The sequence below is a fragment of the Nonomuraea sp. NPDC005650 genome (genome assembly GCF_040605375.1).
Classification (GTDB): Bacteria; Actinomycetota; Actinomycetes; order Streptosporangiales; family Streptosporangiaceae; genus Nonomuraea.
On sequence record NZ_JBEXCR010000002.1, the window covers coordinates 113,495 to 131,687 of the forward strand.

General features: G+C 72.6%; 16 protein-coding genes. 6 read left to right on the forward strand and 10 right to left on the reverse strand.

The features are described 5' to 3' along the window. Nucleotides 1-17 precede the first annotated feature (17 nt). A complete protein-coding gene (locus ABZS69_RS03325) occupies nucleotides 18-896 on the reverse strand; it encodes a dihydrodipicolinate synthase family protein (protein WP_355365667.1) in 879 nt (292 codons plus the stop codon). A gap of 206 nt (nucleotides 897-1,102) precedes the next feature. Next, the gene (locus ABZS69_RS03330; RefSeq protein ID WP_355365670.1) at nucleotides 1,103-1,780 is read right to left on the reverse strand and encodes a GntR family transcriptional regulator; all 678 of its coding nucleotides are present in this window, start codon (nucleotides 1,778-1,780) and stop codon (nucleotides 1,103-1,105) included. A gap of 176 nt (nucleotides 1,781-1,956) precedes the next feature. Between ABZS69_RS03330 and ABZS69_RS03335 the strand changes: the two genes are divergently transcribed. Then, nucleotides 1,957-3,306: an MFS transporter gene (locus tag ABZS69_RS03335; protein ID WP_355365673.1), complete on the forward strand. Its 1,350-nt coding sequence runs from the start codon at nucleotides 1,957-1,959 to the stop codon at nucleotides 3,304-3,306. A 60-nt stretch (nucleotides 3,307-3,366) separates the two neighbouring features. Here ABZS69_RS03335 and ABZS69_RS03340 read toward each other — a convergent pair whose 3' ends face one another. Next, nucleotides 3,367-4,491, reverse strand: coding sequence for a hypothetical protein (locus ABZS69_RS03340; RefSeq protein WP_355365676.1), 1,125 nt, complete (start codon nucleotides 4,489-4,491; stop codon nucleotides 3,367-3,369). 118 nt (nucleotides 4,492-4,609) lie between these two features. Between ABZS69_RS03340 and ABZS69_RS03345 the strand changes: the two genes are divergently transcribed. Then, nucleotides 4,610-5,605, forward strand: coding sequence for a helix-turn-helix domain-containing protein (locus ABZS69_RS03345; protein WP_355365679.1), 996 nt, complete (start codon nucleotides 4,610-4,612; stop codon nucleotides 5,603-5,605). Here the strand turns inward: ABZS69_RS03345 and ABZS69_RS03350 are convergent. Together ABZS69_RS03350 and ABZS69_RS03355 are read right to left on the reverse strand one after the other, a co-directional pair. Further along, nucleotides 5,602-7,134, reverse strand: coding sequence for an AlkA N-terminal domain-containing protein (locus tag ABZS69_RS03350; RefSeq protein ID WP_355365682.1), 1,533 nt, complete (start codon nucleotides 7,132-7,134; stop codon nucleotides 5,602-5,604). The genes ABZS69_RS03345 and ABZS69_RS03350 overlap by 4 nt on opposite strands. Before the next feature lie 84 nt (nucleotides 7,135-7,218). After that, on the reverse strand, nucleotides 7,219-8,097 hold the full coding sequence (locus tag ABZS69_RS03355) for an NAD(P)-dependent oxidoreductase (protein ID WP_355365685.1): 879 nt from the start codon (nucleotides 8,095-8,097) through the stop codon (nucleotides 7,219-7,221). 124 nt (nucleotides 8,098-8,221) lie between these two features. Here ABZS69_RS03355 and ABZS69_RS03360 point away from each other — a divergent pair, with 124 nt between their 5' ends. The 4 genes from ABZS69_RS03360 to ABZS69_RS03375 all read left to right on the forward strand — a co-directional run bounded on the left by ABZS69_RS03360 (nucleotide 8,222) and on the right by ABZS69_RS03375 (nucleotide 12,583). Beyond that, complete coding sequence (locus ABZS69_RS03360; protein WP_355365688.1) at nucleotides 8,222-9,616, forward strand: PLP-dependent aminotransferase family protein; 1,395 nt, start codon at nucleotides 8,222-8,224, stop codon at nucleotides 9,614-9,616. 123 nt (nucleotides 9,617-9,739) lie between these two features. Next, nucleotides 9,740-10,180 carry a hypothetical protein gene (locus ABZS69_RS03365; protein WP_355365691.1) on the forward strand — a complete coding sequence of 147 codons (441 nt, stop codon included), beginning with the start codon at nucleotides 9,740-9,742 and terminating at the stop codon, nucleotides 10,178-10,180. 41 nt (nucleotides 10,181-10,221) lie between these two features. Then, the gene (locus ABZS69_RS03370) at nucleotides 10,222-11,439 is read left to right on the forward strand and encodes a crosslink repair DNA glycosylase YcaQ family protein (protein WP_355365694.1); all 1,218 of its coding nucleotides are present in this window, start codon (nucleotides 10,222-10,224) and stop codon (nucleotides 11,437-11,439) included. Between the two features lie 337 nt (nucleotides 11,440-11,776). Next, on the forward strand, nucleotides 11,777-12,583 hold the full coding sequence (locus tag ABZS69_RS03375; protein ID WP_355365697.1) for an N-acetylmuramoyl-L-alanine amidase: 807 nt from the start codon (nucleotides 11,777-11,779) through the stop codon (nucleotides 12,581-12,583). A 495-nt stretch (nucleotides 12,584-13,078) separates the two neighbouring features. Here the strand turns inward: ABZS69_RS03375 and ABZS69_RS03380 are convergent, their stop codons facing one another. The 5 genes from ABZS69_RS03380 to ABZS69_RS03400 all read right to left on the reverse strand — a co-directional run bounded on the left by ABZS69_RS03380 (nucleotide 13,079) and on the right by ABZS69_RS03400 (nucleotide 18,124). Beyond that, nucleotides 13,079-13,705 carry a dihydrofolate reductase family protein gene (locus ABZS69_RS03380; protein WP_355365700.1) on the reverse strand — a complete coding sequence of 209 codons (627 nt, stop codon included), beginning with the start codon at nucleotides 13,703-13,705 and terminating at the stop codon, nucleotides 13,079-13,081. Nucleotides 13,706-13,785: 80 nt separating this feature from the next. Beyond that, entirely contained in the window at nucleotides 13,786-15,186 is a 1,401-nt protein-coding gene (locus ABZS69_RS03385) for a serine hydrolase domain-containing protein (protein WP_355365703.1), read from the reverse strand. 27 nt (nucleotides 15,187-15,213) lie between these two features. Then, nucleotides 15,214-16,662 carry an MFS transporter gene (locus ABZS69_RS03390; RefSeq protein WP_355365706.1) on the reverse strand — a complete coding sequence of 483 codons (1,449 nt, stop codon included), beginning with the start codon at nucleotides 16,660-16,662 and terminating at the stop codon, nucleotides 15,214-15,216. A gap of 79 nt (nucleotides 16,663-16,741) precedes the next feature. Next, entirely contained in the window at nucleotides 16,742-17,398 is a 657-nt protein-coding gene (locus tag ABZS69_RS03395) for an L-2-amino-thiazoline-4-carboxylic acid hydrolase (protein WP_355365709.1), read from the reverse strand. 201 nt (nucleotides 17,399-17,599) lie between these two features. After that, nucleotides 17,600-18,124: a hypothetical protein gene (locus ABZS69_RS03400; protein ID WP_355365712.1), complete on the reverse strand. Its 525-nt coding sequence runs from the start codon at nucleotides 18,122-18,124 to the stop codon at nucleotides 17,600-17,602. Nucleotides 18,125-18,193 lie beyond the last annotated feature (69 nt).

The following is an 18,193-nucleotide window of genomic DNA, read 5'->3' on the forward strand; positions in this document are numbered from 1 at the left end:
GGCCACCCGCGCCACGGTCATCGGGCGGTCCCGGCCAGCCGCGCGATGCGCTCCCGCTGGTCCGGGCCGATCTCGGGAGCCGGCATGCGGAGGGCGCCGGTGCCGCGGCCCAGCCGGCTCAGCGCCAGCTTGATGCCCTCCACGGTGCCGCCGAGCGCGGCCAGCACCTCGTCCACCTGAGCCTGGGCGGAACGTTCCGCGTCGGCGTCCCCACTGGCCACGGCGTCGGCGAGCCGCGCGAACGGGCCGGGGAACGCCGAGGACAGACCCGAGACGACCCCGTTGCCGCCGCCGCGTACGACCTCGGCGAGCCGGGTGTCCGAGCCCGACCACAGCCCGGCCGACGCGGGCAGCGCCGCACGGTACTCGGCGAACCGGTCGGCGGCCAGGCCGCTCAGCTTGGCCCCGGCCAGCCCGGTCTCGGCGGCCATCGCGGCGAAGTCCGCGGGCTCGACGACCACGCCGGAGCGCTCGCTGAACAGGTAGCCGTAGACGGCGGCCGGGCCGGCCGCGGCGGTCACGGCCGCGAAGTGCCGGAGCACGGCGCCGTCGTCGGCGGGCAGGTAGTACGGGGTGAGCGCGGCCAGCCTGCGTGCCCCCATCGCGACGGCGTCGCGGGCCAGCGCCACCGACTCCCGGGTGGCCGCGGCGCCGACGTGCACCACGACCCGGTCGGGACCGAACACGGCCAGCGCGGTCTCGGTCACCGCGCGGCGCTCGGCACGGTCGAGCGCCGGGAACTCGCCGGTGGTGCCGCACACGAAGACACCGTCGACGCGGCTCGCGAGATCCGTGAAGTGCGCCTTGGCGGTGGCGTGGTCGAGCTCGCCCGCCTCGTCGAAGAAGGTCGGGACGGCGGCGAGGATCTCGGCGCGGCGTCGGGTGTTTTCTGGCATGGCAAGGCCTCGGTTCGTCGATGGTTCCGGTCGTTGACGAGGCGCTGCGGGCCTCGGCTCGTGAGTGGTGGCAGGCGCAGGAGTCGGTGCAGGCGAGGGAGTCGGTGCGGAGGAGTCGGTGCAGGCGGAGGTGGCGGCAGGCGAAAGACGGCCCCGGACCTGGGACGGGCGGTCCGGCGCGGAGGGCGGGCGGTGCGGGGGAAGTGCTAGAGGCCGGGCTGTGCGCGCTCCCGCTCGATCAGCGTCGCGCGGATCCGGTCGCAGGAGCCGTCGAGGTGCAGCGTGAGCGCGGAGAGCGCGGCGCCGACGTCGCCCGAGCGGATGATGTCCCGCAGGTCGGCGTGGTCCTGCGCGACCGGGACCAGGTCACGGGCGGTGTTGGTGATCTCCAGCACCGCCGCGAACAGCGGCCGGTGCAGCCCCCACGTGGCGGTCAGCCAGCGGTTGTCGCCGATCACGTAGAAGCCGCTGTGGAAGTCGAGGTCGGCGGCGGCGAACTTGGCGGCGTCGCGGTCGTCCGCGGCGGCCCGCATCTGCTCGACGGCCTCGTCGATCGGGACCCAGTCGGCGGCGTCGAGGCGGGCGATGGCCTCCTTGATGGCCAGGCTCTCCAGGGCGCCGCGCAACGAGTAAAGCTCTTGGAGATCTTTGTCGGACAGCCCGCGCACGAAGACCCCCCTCTTGCGCGTCTCGACCAGTCCTTCGATCTCCAGCTGGCGAAGCGCGTCGCGGACCGGCCCGCGGCTCACCCCGAACTGCTCCGCGATCCTGCCTTCGACCAGGTGCGTCCCCACGATCAGCTCGCCACGCACGATGAGCGAGCGAAGCTGGATGAGCAGTTGGTCCCCGAGCGGTGGATTACGCAGGGGATTGGTGATCGTCACCAGCTCTCCTCTCGTCTTCCCGCCCGAAGGTTCTTCGCCGAACGGAGACTATCCCGCACAACTCCATACGGTCAACGTTAACCGATGACCGTTGACGGTTAACCGTCTCCCAAGTAATAGTGTGCGACAACTGAACCACTGCGGAAACAGAAGCCGCCGGCAGAAAGGGAGGCGCCATGGTCGCGACCCTTCCGAAGTCAGACCTTCGCTATACGTGGAAGGTCACGGCATCCAGCTTCCTCGGCAACACGCTGGAGTACTACGACTTCCTCGTCTACGGGACAGCGGCCGCCGTCGTCTTCCCCAAAGTCTTCTTCCCCGACGCCAGCGGCTTCGTGGCCACGCTGTCCGCCTTCGGCACGTTCGCCGTCGGCTTCCTCGCCAGGCCCCTGGGCGGGCTCTTCTTCGGCAGCCGGGGCGACCGGCACGGCCGCAAGTCCACCCTGATGGTCACGCTCGTCGTGATGGGCCTCAGCACCATCCTCATCGGACTGCTGCCGGGCTACGGGACGATCGGGATCTGGGCGCCGATCCTGCTGATTGCGCTGCGGCTGCTGCAGGGGTTCGCGGTCGGGGGTGAGTGGGGCGGATCGATGATCATCGTGCTGGAGTCGGCGCCGCCGAACCGGCGCGGCTTCTTCAGCGCCTGGCCCAACACCGGCGGCTTCTCGGCGCAGATCCTCATCACCGGTGTCTTCGCCTACGTCTACACGCTCTCCGACGAGCAATTGCTGAGCTGGGGATGGCGGATCCCGTTCCTGCTGTCGGCCGTGGTCCTCATCGTGACGTTCTGGATGCGGCGCAGCCTGCACGAGACCCCCGTCTTCACCGAAGCCGTGGCCGCGGACAAGGAGGGCGAGCCGGGCGCGGTCGAGGCGGCGCGCCCCAAGCACGGCCCGATCCGTACGATCTTCGTGGACGACTGGCGCAACCTGCTGCTGATCGTCGGCCTGCGCTTCGCCGAGGCGCTGCCGTACTTCCTGCTCACGGTGTTCGCCCTGTCCTACGGCAGCAGCGCGCTCGGCCTGGAGAAGAGCCAGCTGAACAACGCGATCCTCATCGCCGCCGTGCTCTCCTTCGTCAGCCACGGCGTGTTCGCCGCGATCTCCGACAGGATCGGGCGGCGTCCGGTCTACCTCTTCGGCGCGGTCGTGGTGTTCGTGATGGCCTTCCCGTTCTTCGCGATGCTGCACAGCGGCTCGATGGTGCTGATCGTGCTCGGCTACGTGCTGGTACTGAACCTCGGGCACAACGCCATCAACGCCATCCAGCCCGCGTTCTTCGCCGAGTTGTTCCCCGCCGAGCGCCGCTACACCGGTGCCGCGGCCGGCCGGGAGATCGCCTCCATCTTCGCGGGCGGCCTGACCCCGTTCGTCGCCACGGCCCTGGCCGGCGCGGACGGCTCCCGCTGGCCGCTGGTCGCCGGGTACGTCATGCTCGGCGCCCTGATCACGATGTTCGCGGTGTGGAAGGCGCCGGAGTCCTTCCGCCGCGACCTCAGCGCCACGGGCGAGACCGTCCGCTGACCAGGGTCCCAGCGCTCGACCGGCCCCCGACTGACGGGGGCCGGTCGGTTGCTTTCCCCGCTACACCTCTTCGGCCACCCCCAGGTACATCACCTTGGGGTTCGACGGGTTGAACGCGATGGAGGTGACCCGGTCGTACGCGTTGTGGGTGATGGTGACCCGGTTCTGGCGGGAGTCGTACCTGTAGATGTCGGTGCCGGTCGCCGCCCATCCCGTGCCGAAGTCGAAGTAGACCACTCCGGGGTCCGTCGGGTGGGGGGCGAGCAGCGGGCCGTTGGGGATCGTGACCCCGTTGCCCTGGTCCACGACCGGGGCGAAGCGGCGGCCCCCGTCGAACGAGCGGTAGATGTGCCGGCCGCCGGACGGCGCGCCCGCCTCGGACTCCCCGATGTCGAGGCCCATCGCGTACACGACGTTGGGGGCGGCCGGGGAGATCGCGGCGCTGAACACGTTGACCCTGCCGCCGGCCTGGCTCAGGCCGGTCGAGGCGGTCCACGTCCGGCCGCCGTCGAAGGTGACGCGGGCGCCGGTGTCCGAGCCGCCCACCACCACGTGGTTCAGGTCGTACGGGTCGAACACCGCCGTGTAGACGATGACGAGGTCGCCCTGCCCCCAGGCGGGCACCCCGACGGGCCGCCAGGTGCGCCCGCCGTCCCGCGAGTCGTACAGTTGCCCGCGCCCGTCGGAGACCCGCAGGTGGTCGTCCCGGTAGCGGTGGACGCCGAGCCCGGCCACCTCGCCGGCCGGTGAGGTGAGCGGGGTGACGCCCCCCGAGGTGGCGAGGGTGAGGTTGCCGTCGCGGTCCCAGGCGTAGGCCCGGCCGCCGCGGGCCGCGACCAGCTCGGTCTGCCGGCCGTTCAGCTTGCCTGCCGTCGTCCAGGTGCAGCCCGCGTCCTTCGAGGTCAGCAGCGCGTTGTTCGACATGGCGAGCATCTCGTCCGGGCGGTCGAGGGCGACGAGCCCGGTGGTGTAGACGACCGGCCGCAGCACCTGGCTGGTCGGCGCGATCGTCCTGCCGTCGTTGCGCGTGTACGTCACAGAACCGTCGCCGGTGACGGTCTGGCAGGCCGGCTGACGCCAGCGGCCGGAGCCGAAGTCGTCAGGCTCGTCCACCGCGACGGCGGGCCCGGCGGCCGACAGGACCGCCAGCGCGGTCGCGACTCCGATGGTGAATGCCTTCTTCAACGCTGCCTCCCCGATAGGCCGGACTTACGGGTCCGTCCTATCGGGGAGAGGAACGCCCAGGCCAGGCAATTGGATGGCGGGTTTGTGACATTGCAGGCATCTGACACACTTGCGGATCATGGACACCGATGACAACGCGTTCGCCGCCGTCGGGGTGGACGCCGAGGACGAGCGGATCTACCGCGACCTGCTGCGCCGGCCCCGCGCCACGCTGCCCGAGCTGGCCGCGCGGAGCGGCCGCAGCACGGTGGCGCTGCGCCGGGCCGTCTCCCGGCTGGAGGCACTGGGCCTGGTCAGCCGCATGGCGGGCCGCCCGGCCCGGTTCCTGCCGACCCGGCCCGACGTCGCGGTGGCCGCCCTCATCTCGCGCCGCGAGGAGGGGCTGGCCCAGGCGCGGCTGGCCGCCCTCTCGCTGCTCGCCGAGACGCCGCGTACGGAGAACCAGGCCCCCGAGGAGCTGGTCGAGGTCGTGCAGGGCCAGGCGGCGGTGGTGCAGCGGTTCACGCAGCTGCAGCAGATCGCGACCGAGGAGCTCCTGGTGCTGGACCGGCCGCCGTACGCGCAGGACCCCGGCAAGCAGAACGCCGCCGAGATGGACCGCCTCGCGCACGGCCTGCTGGTGCGCGGGATCTACGACGCCGCCGCCCTGGAGATCCCCGGCAAGCTGCGTCTCGCCCAGGAGGCGGTGGCCGCCGGCGAGCAGGCCAGGATCAGCCCCCAGGTCCCCATGAAGCTGGCCATCGCCGACCGGAAGACCGCCATCCTGCCGCTGAGCACCGCCGCGAGCTCGCATGCCGACAGCGCGGTCATCGTGCACTCCTCGACGTTGCTCGACGCGCTGGTCACGCTGTTCGAGGTCCTGTGGCGCTCGGCACTGCCGCTGCCCGCCAGGCCGGTCGCGGCCCTTCCCTCCGGCCCGGCCGAGTTACCCGACCCGGAGCTGTTCACGCTGCTCGCGGCCGGGCTCAAGGACGAGGCGGTCGCGCGCCAGCTCGGCGTGAGCCTGCGGACCGTGCACCGGCGGGTCAGCGAGCTGATGGACCGGCTCGGGGCGCGTACCCGCTTCCAGGCGGGGCTGCTCGCCGCCCGCCGCGGCTGGTGGGGCGCCGACTAGAGGGCGTCGCCGTGGGCCATCAGGTGGGCCGCCGCCAGCGACCGCCAGGGGCGCCATCGGTCCATGGAGGTGGCGGGGTCGAGTCCGAGATCTTCCAGGGCGGCGCGGAGAGCGGGGTCGGCCAGGGGGAACGCGTCGGGGTGGCCGAGCCGGAAGGCCAGGTCGTGGCGCAGGTCGCGATCGGCGTAGGGCAGGGCGGCCATCGTGTCCGGGCCCGTGCCGTGGTCGAGCACCTCGTGCTCACCGGCCACATCGGCCGCCAGCGCCCCGACCACAGCCGCCTCCTCCCCCGCCGGCGCCCCGACCACCGCCGCCTCCTCCCCCGCCGGCGTCGTGACCACAGCCGCCTCCTCCCCCGCGAGCGCCCCGATCACGGCCGCCTCCGACCTCGTCGGCGCCGTGATCACGTCCGTCTCCGACCCCGTTGCCGCGCCCTTCCCCGCCTGTGTGCCGGTCGCGTGCTCCTCCATCCGCTTGGCGATCGCGGTCGCCTCCGGGAAGGTGTGCGTGAGGCCGCCGGGCAGCCCGGGCACCCGCGTCCCCAGCGTGCGCACGAGCGCGCCGAGCCGGTCCGCGGTCTCCCCCGGCGTCCTGCCGCGCCCGAGCACGGCCCGGACTCCGATGTCGAGGGCGCTCCAGGCCCCCGGCACGGCGAGCCCCGGGCGGGCCCGTACCAGCGGTCCGAGCACCGGGTCGGCCGACAGCGCCGCCACCCCGGCCCCGTGGTCGGCCTCCACGCCGAGCAGCCGCGTGACCTGCCCCACCACGTGGATCAGCCCCTCCCAGTACGGCAGGTGGGCCCGCAGCAGCAGGTGTCCCTCGCCGCCCGGCGACACCTCCAGCACCCCCGGCGCGCCGTCCACGGTGATCGTGCGGCGGTAGGTGTCGCCGTCCACCTCCTCGACCCCCGGCACGGCCCGTACGGCGAGGAAGTCCCGTACCGCGGCCCAGTCGTAGCCGGGCACGAACGGCAGCCGCAGCACCAGCCCGCCGTCGGCCACCAGCCGGTCCGCGCGGCGCCGCCGCTCGCGCAGGTCGGACGGCGCGGCCCGGAACACCTCCCGCATGGTCCGGTTGAACTGCCGCAGGCTCCCGAACCCCGAGGCGAAGGCCACATCGAGCACCGTCAGATCGGAGTCGTCCAGGAGCCGCCGGGCGAAGTGCGCCCGCCGCGAACGCGCGAGCTGGTCCGGCGTCGCGCCCAGATACTTGAGGAACAAGCGGCGCAGGTGCCGCTGCGACAGGCCGATCCGCGTCGCCAGCGCCGCCTCGGTGCCGCCGTCCAGCACGCCGTCGATGATCAGCTGCCACGCCCGGCAGACCAGCTCCGGCGCGCCCGCCTCGACCGAGGCCGCCACCCGGTACGGCCGGCAGCGCAGGCACGCCCTGAACCCCGCGGCCTCCGCGGCGGCCGGATGCTCGTACGTGCGCGTGTTCCCGAGCAACGGCCTGGCCCCGCAACCGGGCCGGCAGTAGATGCCGGTGGTGACGACGGCGGAGTAGGTGGTCATGTCCCAGATGTACGTCATGCGCGGATGGCCTGCAGGTGGCTGGAGAAGTTGACGCTGATCCGGACCCCGGCCGGCGCGGCCACATCCGGACAACGAGTGCGGCTAACCCCCGAACCCGGTGCGCCAGGTGGCGTGCCGGGGCGTCCACCCGAGCGAGCGGGCCAGGCCGTTGTCGGCGCCGCGCTGCCAGCCGGCGCGGCCGCCGGTGGGAGTGGGGGCGGGGGCCCCGACGGCGGCGGCCAGCGCGGGCAGCCACTCGCGGGCGGGGGCGGGCTCGTCGTCCACGATGTTGACGGTGCCGCCCGGCCAGCCGAGCGCGGCGACGGTGGCCTCGGCCGCGTCCTCGACGTGCACGAACGAGCTGACCGCGTCGTCCGCGGCCAGCCCGCTGACGAAGACCGAGGCCGGGTCGTCGGTGGGGCCGCCGTTACGCAGCACGTCCGCCACGAGGCCGCCGGGCCGGTACCACGTGCCGGGTCCGTAGAAGAGGCCGTAGCGGAGCACGACGTGCTCCGCCAGCTCCGCGACCGCCTCTTCCAGCGCCTGGACGCCGCCGATCACGGCCGAGCGCGGGGCGGGCGCGGTCACGTCCAGCGGCGTGTCCTCGGTGGCCGGGGCGTCGCCCGCCTCGTACGCCCAGGCGATGGACTGGGCGACGATGCGGCGCACGCCGGCCCGCTTGGCGGCGTCGACCAGGTGGCGGGTGCCGACCCTGCGGATGCGGCCGTTGTCGGCGGGGGTGCCGCCGTTCAACGCGGTCAGCTGGTGGACGATCGCGTCGGGCGCGGCGTCGGCCACCGCGCGGGCGACCGCCTCGGCGTCGAAGACGTCCAGCCGTACGGCGGCGGCGCCCTGGGCGCGCAACCGGTCGAGGCCGGAGTCGGCGCGGGAGGTGCCCGTGACGCGGTGACCGGCCTCGATCAGCCCTGGGACGAGGTAATGGCCGATGGCGCCCGTGGCACCGGCGACGAAGACGTGCATGAGGGAGGTTCCTTGCGTTAGGCGGCGGGGGCGGTCGGGCGGATCGACGCTCGCACGGCCAGGCTAGGAGACAACTGTCTCAGTATTATGGTCCAGTCATCGGCCGGAAAATTGGACCATTCGCATGACGGACGCGCTCGGGCCCGAGCTCCTGCTGGAGCTGCCCGGCTGGGGCTCCCGTGGCAGGGCGCTGGAGGAGTCGCTGCGGGCCGCGATCCGCGGCGGGCGGCTCGTGGCCGGCACGCGCCTGCCGTCGAGCCGCGATCTCGCCGCCCAGCTCGGGCTGTCGCGGGGGACGGTGACGCAGGCGTACGAGCAGTTGGTGGCCGAGGGCTGGCTGACGGCGCGGCAGGGCTCAGGCACCCGCGTGGCGGCGGGCACCGCCGAGACCCCGGCTCGTTCGGGAGCGTCGGAGGGCCTGGCGGAAGCCGCCGCACCACGTTACGACCTGCGGCCAGGGCGGCCGGACGCGTACGCGTTCCCGCGCGAGGCGTGGGCCCGTGCGATGCGGCACGTCCTGCGGGAGGCGCCGACCGAGGCGTTCGGCTTCGGCGACCCGCGGGGGCGCATCGAGCTGCGTACGGTGCTGGCGTCGTACCTGGGCCGGACCCGCGGCGTCCGGGTCGACCCCGCGAACCTGGTCGTCTGCTCCGGCTACACCCAGGCGCTCGGCCTGCTGGCGGAGGTCTTCACCGAGCTGGGCGTGCGTACGGCGGGCATGGAGGACCCGGCCATGGGCGACCACGTCCGTCTCCTGGCCGGGCGGCTGCGCGTCGCCGCCGTCCCCGTCGACGCGGCGGGCCTGCGCGTGGACGCGTTGCGCGCCTCGGGCGCCGAGGTGGCCGTCTGCACCCCGGCGCACCAGTTCCCGCTGGGGATGAGCATGGCGCCGGAGCGCCGCTCCGAGCTGCTGGAATGGGCGGACGACAGCCTCGGCTGGATCGTCGAGGACGACTATGACGGCGAGTTTCGCTATGACCGCCATCCGATCGCCGCGCTCCAGTCCCGCCGCCCGTCCAGGATCGTGTACGCGGGCTCGACCAGCAAGACCATCGGCCCCGCCGTCCGGCTGGGCTGGATCGCCTGCCCGCCCCTGCTGCTGGAGCCGCTCGCCGAGGCCAAGCGCCGGGCGCACGAGAGCCGGCACCTCGACCAGCTGGCCCTCGCGCGCATGATCGAGCTGGGCGACTACGACCGCCACCTGCGCACGGTGCGCCGGGGCTACCGGTGGCGCCGGGACACGCTGGTCGCGGCCGTGCGATCGGGCCTGCCGGACGTCCGGGTACGCGGCATCGACGCCGGCCTGCACGCCGTGCTCGAACTGCCGTCCGCGCCGTCGGAGCGGGCCGTCGTGGAGGCGGCGCGGGCGGCCTCGGTCGACGTGCACCCGCTGGGCGAGTACGTGCGCGGCGACCGCGACCGGTACCCGCCGTCGCTGGTCGTCGGGTACGCCACGCCGCCGGCCCACGCGTACCCGGCCGCGCTCGACGCGCTGATCCGCGGCCTGCGGCGACTCTGACCCGTACCGGGTAGCCGCCCTGACCCGTACCGGACGGCGCCCCTGACCCGTGCCGGGCGGCGGAACCTCGCGATCGCCGCATTCGTTCCTCCATTAGCACGGGCCCCCGGGGGAGAGGCGGACATGGGCACGAGCAGAACCATCGAACGGCGGCTGAGTAAGCGCGCCCGGCGGCGGGCGGGCAGGTTCGCGTCGGAGCCTCCGGAGCCGCGCCGGCGCCTGACCGAGCGGCAGCGGCGGCGAACGGCGCGCCGGGCCAGGGCGGACGCCGGGCGGGGCAGGTCGGTGTGGCGGGAGTGGGGGCCGCTCACGGCGATCACGCTGATCGCCTTCGAGCTGATCTACTTCTTCCTGGTCGCCGACATGGTCGGGGGGCCGAGCACCACCGGCGTGATCGTGACGGCCGTCATCGGCTGCGCCACGGTCTGTTCCAGGTTCGTGCAGGAGTATGCGATGTGGCGCGGCGCGGGCTCCAGGCTCGTTCCGTTCCTCGTGGTGGGTGTCGTCTCGGTGACCGTGACGCTGGTCGCGATGGGCGCAGAGACGCTGTCGAAGACGATCTGAGCACGTCCCGTGCGAACGTGTTTTCGAGTAAGCTGCCAGCCATGCCGAACCCTCTGGCCCTCAGCCTGGAGAGCGCGCGACGCCTGGCCGTGACGTGCCAGCACCTGGCCGGCCCGCGCCCCGGCGGCGGGGTCGAGGGGCTGCGGCAGGTGCTGCGCACGCTGCGGTGCCTGCAGCTCGACCCGATCGACGCGGTGGCCCGCAGCCACCTGCTGGTGCTCTGGAGCAGGCTCGGCCGCTACGACCCCGCCGACCTCGACACGCTGCTGTGGCGGGAGCGCTGGCTCTTCGAATACTGGGCGCACGCCGCGTCGATCGTGCTGGCGGAGGACTACCCGATCCACCACGTCATGATGCGCGGCTACGCGCGGGGCGAGTCCCCCTACGCACAGCGGGTCCGCGGCTGGATGGAGGCCAACGACGGGCTGCGGCAGCACGTCCTCGACCGGTTACGCGCGGGCGGGCCGCTGCCGCCGGGGGCGTTCGACGACGTCACGAGCGTGCCCTGGCAGTCGTCCGGGTGGACCAACGGCCGCAGCGTCGAGCGGATGCTCGACTTCCTGTGGTCTCAGGGCCACATCATGGTCGCGGGCCGGGTGGGCCGCACGCGCCACTGGGACCTGGCCGAGCGCTGGCTGCCCGCGTGGGCCGACGCCACGCCGCTGCCCCCGCGGGAGGCGGTGTCGCTGGCGGTCGAGCACACGCTGCGCGCCCTGGGCGTGGCCCGCGTGGCCGACGTCGAGCGCCACTTCATCCGCGACCGCTATCCCGATCTCGCCGAGGTCCTGGACGAGCTCCGGCGCTCGGGCCGCGTGGTGACGGCCGAGGTCGAGGGCGGCACGGAGCGCTGGCACGTGCACGGCGACGTCCTCGAGCTGCTGGAGCGCGACTGGGAGCCGCGCACCACACTGCTGTCGCCGTTCGACAACCTCATCTGCGATCGGGCGCGCACCGAGCGGCTGTGGGGCTTCGGGTTCCGTACGGAGATGTACGTGCCCAAGCACAAGCGGCGCTACGGCTACTACATCATGCCGATCCTGCACGGCGAGCGGCTCATCGGCCGGCTCGTGCCCCGCTTCGACCGGCGCAAGCAGGTGCTGGAGATCGAGGGCGTGTTCCCGGAGCCGGGCTTACCCGGCGACGAGGTCTCCGTCCGGGCCGTCGGGGAGGCGGTGGCCGAGCTGGCCGCGTTCGCGGGGGCCCGCGAGGTCGCCTACGCGGACGCCGTGCCTTCGCCCTGGCGAGCCGCCTCGGGCTGAGCTTCAGCGCGTTCGATTCCCCCGATCGCAGGCAAGTAGGGCATGCTAATGATCCGTCAGCATCCGCCCTCGCACCACCACGAAAGCCGTAGTCATCCACCGCGTCACCGCCCGCAACACCCGGCGATGGATCCCCATTGGACGTCTGACCAGCGACGACGTCTCCCGCTCCATCGCCCGCGCGACGGTGCCGCCTCGCCTCCCCCCGCCCGGCCGAGAGCGCCGATCCGTGAGGCAATTACCCATTGACCTGCATTGATCACATAACGCAATCACATGGCTACTTTTTGTTAATCGGCGGTTGCGAGACTCATCGAAAAGCTTGAGGGAGGTCCCCATGCCGTACCTGACCCAGCTGGCCGACGTCGCCCGCCGCACAGGACGCCCAGTGACCGAGGTGGCCGGGTGGCAGACCCGCGGCCACGGGCCGCAGCCCGGGGTGCAGGGCATCGTGTGCCACCACACCGCCGGTCCCGCCGGCGGCGGCGACTACCCGTCGCTCGCGGTGGTCCGCGACGGTCGCCCCGGCCTCGACGGGCCGCTGTCCCACTTCGGGCTCGGCCGATCCGGCCACATCTACGTCATCGCCGCCGGACGCTGCTGGCACAACGCCCCCTCGACGTCCGCGATGCACACCAACTCCGCCTCGCTCGGCATCGAGGCGGAGAACGACGGCACCCAGCCCTGGCCCGACGTCCAGAAGGACGCGTACATCCGGCTTTGCGCGGAGCTGTGCCGCGAGTTCGGCCTGCCCGCCTCGCGCGTCAAGGCGCACCGGGAGGTCAACTCCTCCAAGCCGGACCCCCACTCCATCGACATGAACGAGTTCCGGGCGGCCGTCGCCGCCCTCATCGACGGCGCCCCCGCGCCTGCCCCATCCTGGACGGAGGAGATCGTGAAGCAACTGCCTATGATCCGGCCGGGCGACGACAACTTTGACGTCAAGACCGTCAGAGGCTGCCTGTTCGCCCGGGGCCGAGTTCCCGTGACCGCCTACGCGCAGGCCGGGCTGGAGGACTGGCTCACGTCCACCCGCTGCGACCCGGGGCTCGTCGAGCTCGTCCGCGGCTTCCAGCAGTCGGAAGGCATCGGCGCGGACGGCGTCGTCGGCCCGAAGACCTGGCCATCCCTGCTGCGCGTCTGACCCCCCACACCATCGCCCCCCGGCGGCGCCCACCCAACAACAAGCGCTTCAGCTTGCGGCCGGGCGCTCATGCGGGCCTGCCGTGGCCTCAGGTCGGCGGAGCTGCCGGAAGCCCGAGCGGCCGAACTGGCGAGCGCCTGCCGGAAGCCCAGGCGACCCGATGGCGGGCGGCGCGATGGCAAGGCCCCGGCCCATGGGCGCCCGGCGGCCCGATGGCAAGCGCGCCCGCCGTAGGCCCAGGTGAGCGGACGGCCGGGCGAGCTGACAAGCAGCCACGTGCCCGGGCGAGCTGCCGTGGCCCCACGCCGACGGGCGGCCATGCGGGCCTGCCGTGGCCCCGGGGCGGCGGAACTGCCGGAACCCGGGCGGCCCTGCCTGGCCCAAGCTGGCGGAGCTGCCGGCCGCTCGGGCGGCCGAGCTGGCGGGTGCGCCTGTCGTGGGCCCGGGTGAGCGGGCGTGGGGCGGGTGGGTGGGTGGCTTGGGTGGGTGTGAGAGTTACCAGTTGCCGGTTTCTGGGCCCATGGCGCCGTAGGCGACGGTGCCTGTGCGTTCGTAGGTTGCCGCGATGACCCCCCTGCCCGACGTCGTGCTGTTCGTGAGCCGGAGGCCGGCCGGGACGGTGCCGTGGGCGAAGAGGCGTTTGCCGGAGCCCAGGAGCACCGGGAAGACCAGCAGGTGGAACTCGTCGACGAGATCGTGCTCGATCAGCGTCTGGACGAGGTCGCCGCTCCCGTGGACCTGGATCTCCCCGCCCTCCCCCTGTTTGAGCTCGGCGACCGCCTTGGCGACGTCGCCGGTGAGCAGGGTCGAGTTCTGCCAGGTCACGCTGGACAGCGTGCGCGACGCGACGTACTTGGGCATGCTGTTCAGCTTCGCCCCGAACGGGTCGTCGGCCGGGGCGAGGGGCCAGGAGGCGGCGAAGATGTCGTACGTCCTGCGCCCGAGCAGCAGCGCGGCGCCCCGGTCGACGATCGCGGCCATCACCCGCATGAGGTCCTCGTCGAAGTGGGGCACGGTCCAGCCGCCGTGTTCGAAGCCCCCGTCGCGGTCCTCGTCGGGGCCGCCCGGCCCCTGCATGACGCCGTCCAGTGTGACGAACATGGTCACCATGAGCTTGCGCATCGCCGTTCCCTTCTCTCGTTCACGATCCTGCACCGGTACGAGGAACGGGATCCGCCGGAATCGACACCCCGCCGAAGAAATCAGCCGGAGACCTTCGGCGTGGCGCGCATCCCGACGTAGCACACGAGGGCCCCGCCGGGCAGGGTCGAGAAGACGACGGGCATGTAGTCCTCGCTGAACGACGCGCCGATGCCCGAGGCGGCGAACACCGTCTCCGAGACCGGGGTCAGGTCGGCCTCCAGCGGCGGCGACAGGTCCTTCATGCCGTCGACGAACTCGTACCGGATCCGGCTCGGGCTGATCGTGATGACGACGCCCTCGCGCCTGTACGTGCCCACGAACGGCGTCATGTCCACCACGGGCGGCTGCGCCGGCGGGCCGAACGCGTCCGGCATGCGTACCCCGGCCAGCTCGGACAGCAGCTCGCGGAACAGGGCGGCGTACACCGGCCGGGCCCCGCCCCCGTTGGTCATGAGCGCGACGGCCACGCCGGCCTGCGGAACGACGCGCAGGTAGGCGTACTGGCCGATGGCGGCGCCGTCGTGGCCGTAGCCGAAGACGCCATCCCAGTCGTAGAGAGTCCAGCCCAGCCCCCAGCCGTCCGCGCTGACGGTCCACTTGTCCGGGACGTCCACCTCGCGCCGTTGCATGGCCGCCACCGCGTCGGCGGGCACGACGCGCGTGCCGTCGGGGGCGAGGCCGCCGGCCAGGTGCATCCGGGCGAAGCGGACGAGGTCGCCGGATGAGGTGATGATCCGCCCGTACGGGCCGGCGGAGCGCGGCATCAGGTCCCAGACGGGCGCCGGGTCGGGGTCCTGGCCCGGCTCGCCCAGGTGGCTCATGGCCACGCGGAACCGCAGCGCCTCCTCCGGCAGCGTCATGGAGCGTTCGAGCCCGAGCGGCGTGAACACCAGGTCCCGCAGCGCCTCGTCCCAGGTCCTGCCGGTCAGCACCTCGACGAGGCGACCGAGCACGACGTAGCCGAGGCTGCCGTAGGAGACGGCCGTGCCGGGCCGGCAGTCCAGGGCCACGCCCCGGGCGGCCTCGACGTACTTGGCCAGGCAGTCGTCGCCCCGGCCCGAGTCGTGGGTGAAGTCGTTGGTGACCCCGCCGGTGTGGCTGAGCAGCTGCCGGACGGTGATCACCTTGGTGGCCTCCTCGTCGGGCGTGGCGAACTCCGGCAGCACGTCCACCACCCGGGCGTCCAGGTCCAGCCTGCCCTCGCCGACGAGGCGCATGACCAGCGTCGCGGTGTAGACCTTGGCGATCGAGCCGGACAGGAACACCGAGTCGGGGGTCATCGGCACGCCGGTGGCGCGGTTCAGGACGCCGGTGGCCAGCTCGTGGATGCTCCCGCCGGCCAGCACGGCCAGGGTCGCGCCCGGCACGTGGTGGGCGGCGCACAGCTCGTCGAGCCGCCGCTGCCAATAGTCGGTGGAGAAGCCTCCGGTGTCGCCCGTGGAGGTCCGGTTCAGGTTCATGATCTCTCTCCTTCGGAGCTTCAAGGGTCAGTTGCTCAGGGCGGTCTTCTTGGGCATCACCAGCAGGGCCAGCACGGCGGCCGCCACCACGCCGGCGGCGCTGATGAGGAAGGCGGACGACATGGCCGTGGTGAACGCCTCGCGGGCGGCCTGCGCGATCCCGGCGTCGCCGAGGCCGAGCGCGCTCCCGATCGACAGGCGGGCCGCCGCAGGGGCGGTCGCTGGCATCGCGGTGGTGTAGGCACTGGCGAGCACGCTGCCCAGGACGGCGATGCCGAGGGCAGCGCCGGCCTGCTGGATCGTGTCGTTCAGCGCCGAGCCGACGCCGGCGTGCTCGGCCGGGATCGTGCCCATGAGGGCGGAGACCGCGGCGGGCATGGCCAGGCCGCCGCCGGCCCCCATGAGGAGCAGCGCCACGGCCGCGGTGGTCACGCCGCTCGACTGGTCCAGGGTGCTCAGCAGGCCGAATCCGGCCGCGCTCACGGCGAACCCGGTGACGATCAGCCGGCGGTTGCCGATCCGCGTGCCGAGGGTCGCGCCCAGGGTGTTGCAGGCCAGCGAGGCGACGGCCATCGGGATGAAGGCCAGGCCCGACTCGGTGGGCGTGTAGCCGAGGACGTACTGCAGGTACTGGGTGAGGACCAGCAGCAGGCCGCCGTTGCCGATCTGGACCAGGGTGAGCGAGAAGCTCCCGCCGCTGAAAGTGCGGTTGCGGAACAGGCGCAGCGGGACCATGGGCGACGGCGTCCGCAGCTCCCAGACCACGAACCCGGCCAGCGCGACGACCGCCACGGCCAGCGCCGGCACGGACAGGCCGTGCGGCAGCTCGATGATCGTCCAGACCAGGGCCGACATGCCGGCCACGGACAGCACGGCGCCGATCGGGTCGGGCCTGGTCCGCGGGCCCTTGGACTCGGGCATGAGCACCAGCGAGGCGACGATGGCCAGTGCCGCGATCGGCACGTTGATCAGGAAGACCGCGCCCCACCAGAACCAGGCGATCAGCGCGCCGCCCAGCACCGGCCCGCCGACCAGGCCGACCATGGCGACCGCGCTCCAGGCGGCCATCGCCTTGCGCCGCTCCTGCTCGTCGAACACGGTGATCAGGATCGACAGGGTGCTCGGCATGATGAGCGCGCCGCCGATGCCCATCACCGTACGGGCGGCGATCAGCGTCACCGGGTCGGCGGCGTAGGAGGCCGCCAGCGAGGCCACGCCGAACAGGGTCAGCCCGATGACCATGACCCTGCGCCTGCCGAACCGGTCGGACAGACTGCCCGCCGTCAGCAGCAACCCGGCGAAGACCAGGATGTACGAATCCAGGATCCACTGGATGTCCTGCGCGCTCGCGCCCAGGTCGGCGGTCAGCGGCGGGATCGCCACCGAGAGCACCATGTTGTCGATCACCAGCACGAGCGTGCTGAGGCACAGCACCACCAAGATCAACCAGCGATTTGTGTACGTTGTCCTCGTCATGCGAACACTGTACGCATAAGGGATTGGCGTACGCAAGCCAGGACGGGCCCGCGACCGAACGCGAGCCCGTCCTGCCAGGTCAGCCCTGGTTACGGGTGAAATGGAACGGGCAGTGGGTGCCGCCCAGGCCGATGGTCGTGCGGCGCTCGAATCCGAAGCCGTGCCTGTCGGGCTCGATGGCCTCGATCCAGTTGGCGTCGAACGCGCACATGACCGGGGTCAGCTCGGGGACCCCGTTGGCGACCAGCACGTCGTGGTAGAAGCACCGGCGGACGTCGACGTGGTAGCGCTGGTCGTCTTCGACCGGCCGGTCGAAGACGAACCCCTTGCCGAACGCGTGCTCCTCGCGCGACCTGGACACGGCCACCATGGCCAGGAAGGGGTCGGGAGCGGTGTCCAGCATGGCCCGGGTGCCGTGCCGCGTGGCCTCGCCGAGCGGCTCGACGAACGCCACCCGCACGGCCTCGATCGTCGCCGCCCGTCCCAGCCTGGGCAGGAGCAGCTCGTACGCGGCCACGAGGGCCAGGGTCATGCGCAGGTTGTGGCGGGCGGGCTCGTCGACGATCAGGTGCCGGTTCGCCGCTTCGAGCTCCTCGTGACGGGCCCGCATGGCGGCCACGAGATCGTCGTGCTCGCGGGCGAGGTGGTCGTAGAAACCGTCGAGGAGGAGGGTGGTGTCGCCATCGGGGTCGGGAACGTAGTCGCCCTCGGCGAGCCCGAACTGGTCGGTGGACATCGCGGTCCTTTCGGTACGGGGCTCGGTCCGTACACGGCCGCGATCGCGCCCGGAGGCGGGTCTGGCCGTGCTCGCGACCGAGCGAGCACGCCAGCGCGCTCCACCGACCTACCAGGCGCTGACAAGCTTGAGTTGATGTTGTCCCGGCCAGTCTAGACCCTGAACCACCCCGAGCCGGAGCTCGTCGCGGACACCGCCCGCTCAGGCGATCGCCTCGATCAGGGCGACCACGCCTCCGACGGCCAGCCCGGCCACCACGATCAACGGGCTGCCCTTGAGCGCCGCGACCGCGTGGAAGCCCAGGTCACGGTACTCGGGCATGCCCTCGGTGCCCGGCAGCACCAGCAGCCCGGGCCGCAGCCCCACGAGCACGATCCAGTCGACCACCACCAGGTCGAACAGCGTCAGCGTGGCGAACATGACCGCCCCGGCCAGCGCCGCCGCCACGAACCCCAGGTCCGAGCCCAGCGACGAGCGCAAATGCAGGATCGCGACCGCCATCAGCGGCAGGCAGCACCCTCCCCAGAAGATCACCCCGAACCACAGCGCCACCCGCCGGCCCCGTTCGCTCTTGGGCCTGCCGTAGCGCTCCTGGATGGCCTCCGGATAGTCGTTGAGCAGGAAATCCCTGCTCAACGCCGCCCCGGCGAACACCCCCACCGTGAAGAGCACGCTCATCGCCAGCCCGTAGGCGAGCGCGTAGCCGACGACCATGGACCATTCCATGCCATTCCTCCCTGGTTAGCCTCACCTAAGTTTGGGAGGCTCGACGGCTTAAAGTCAACGCCGTGTGAA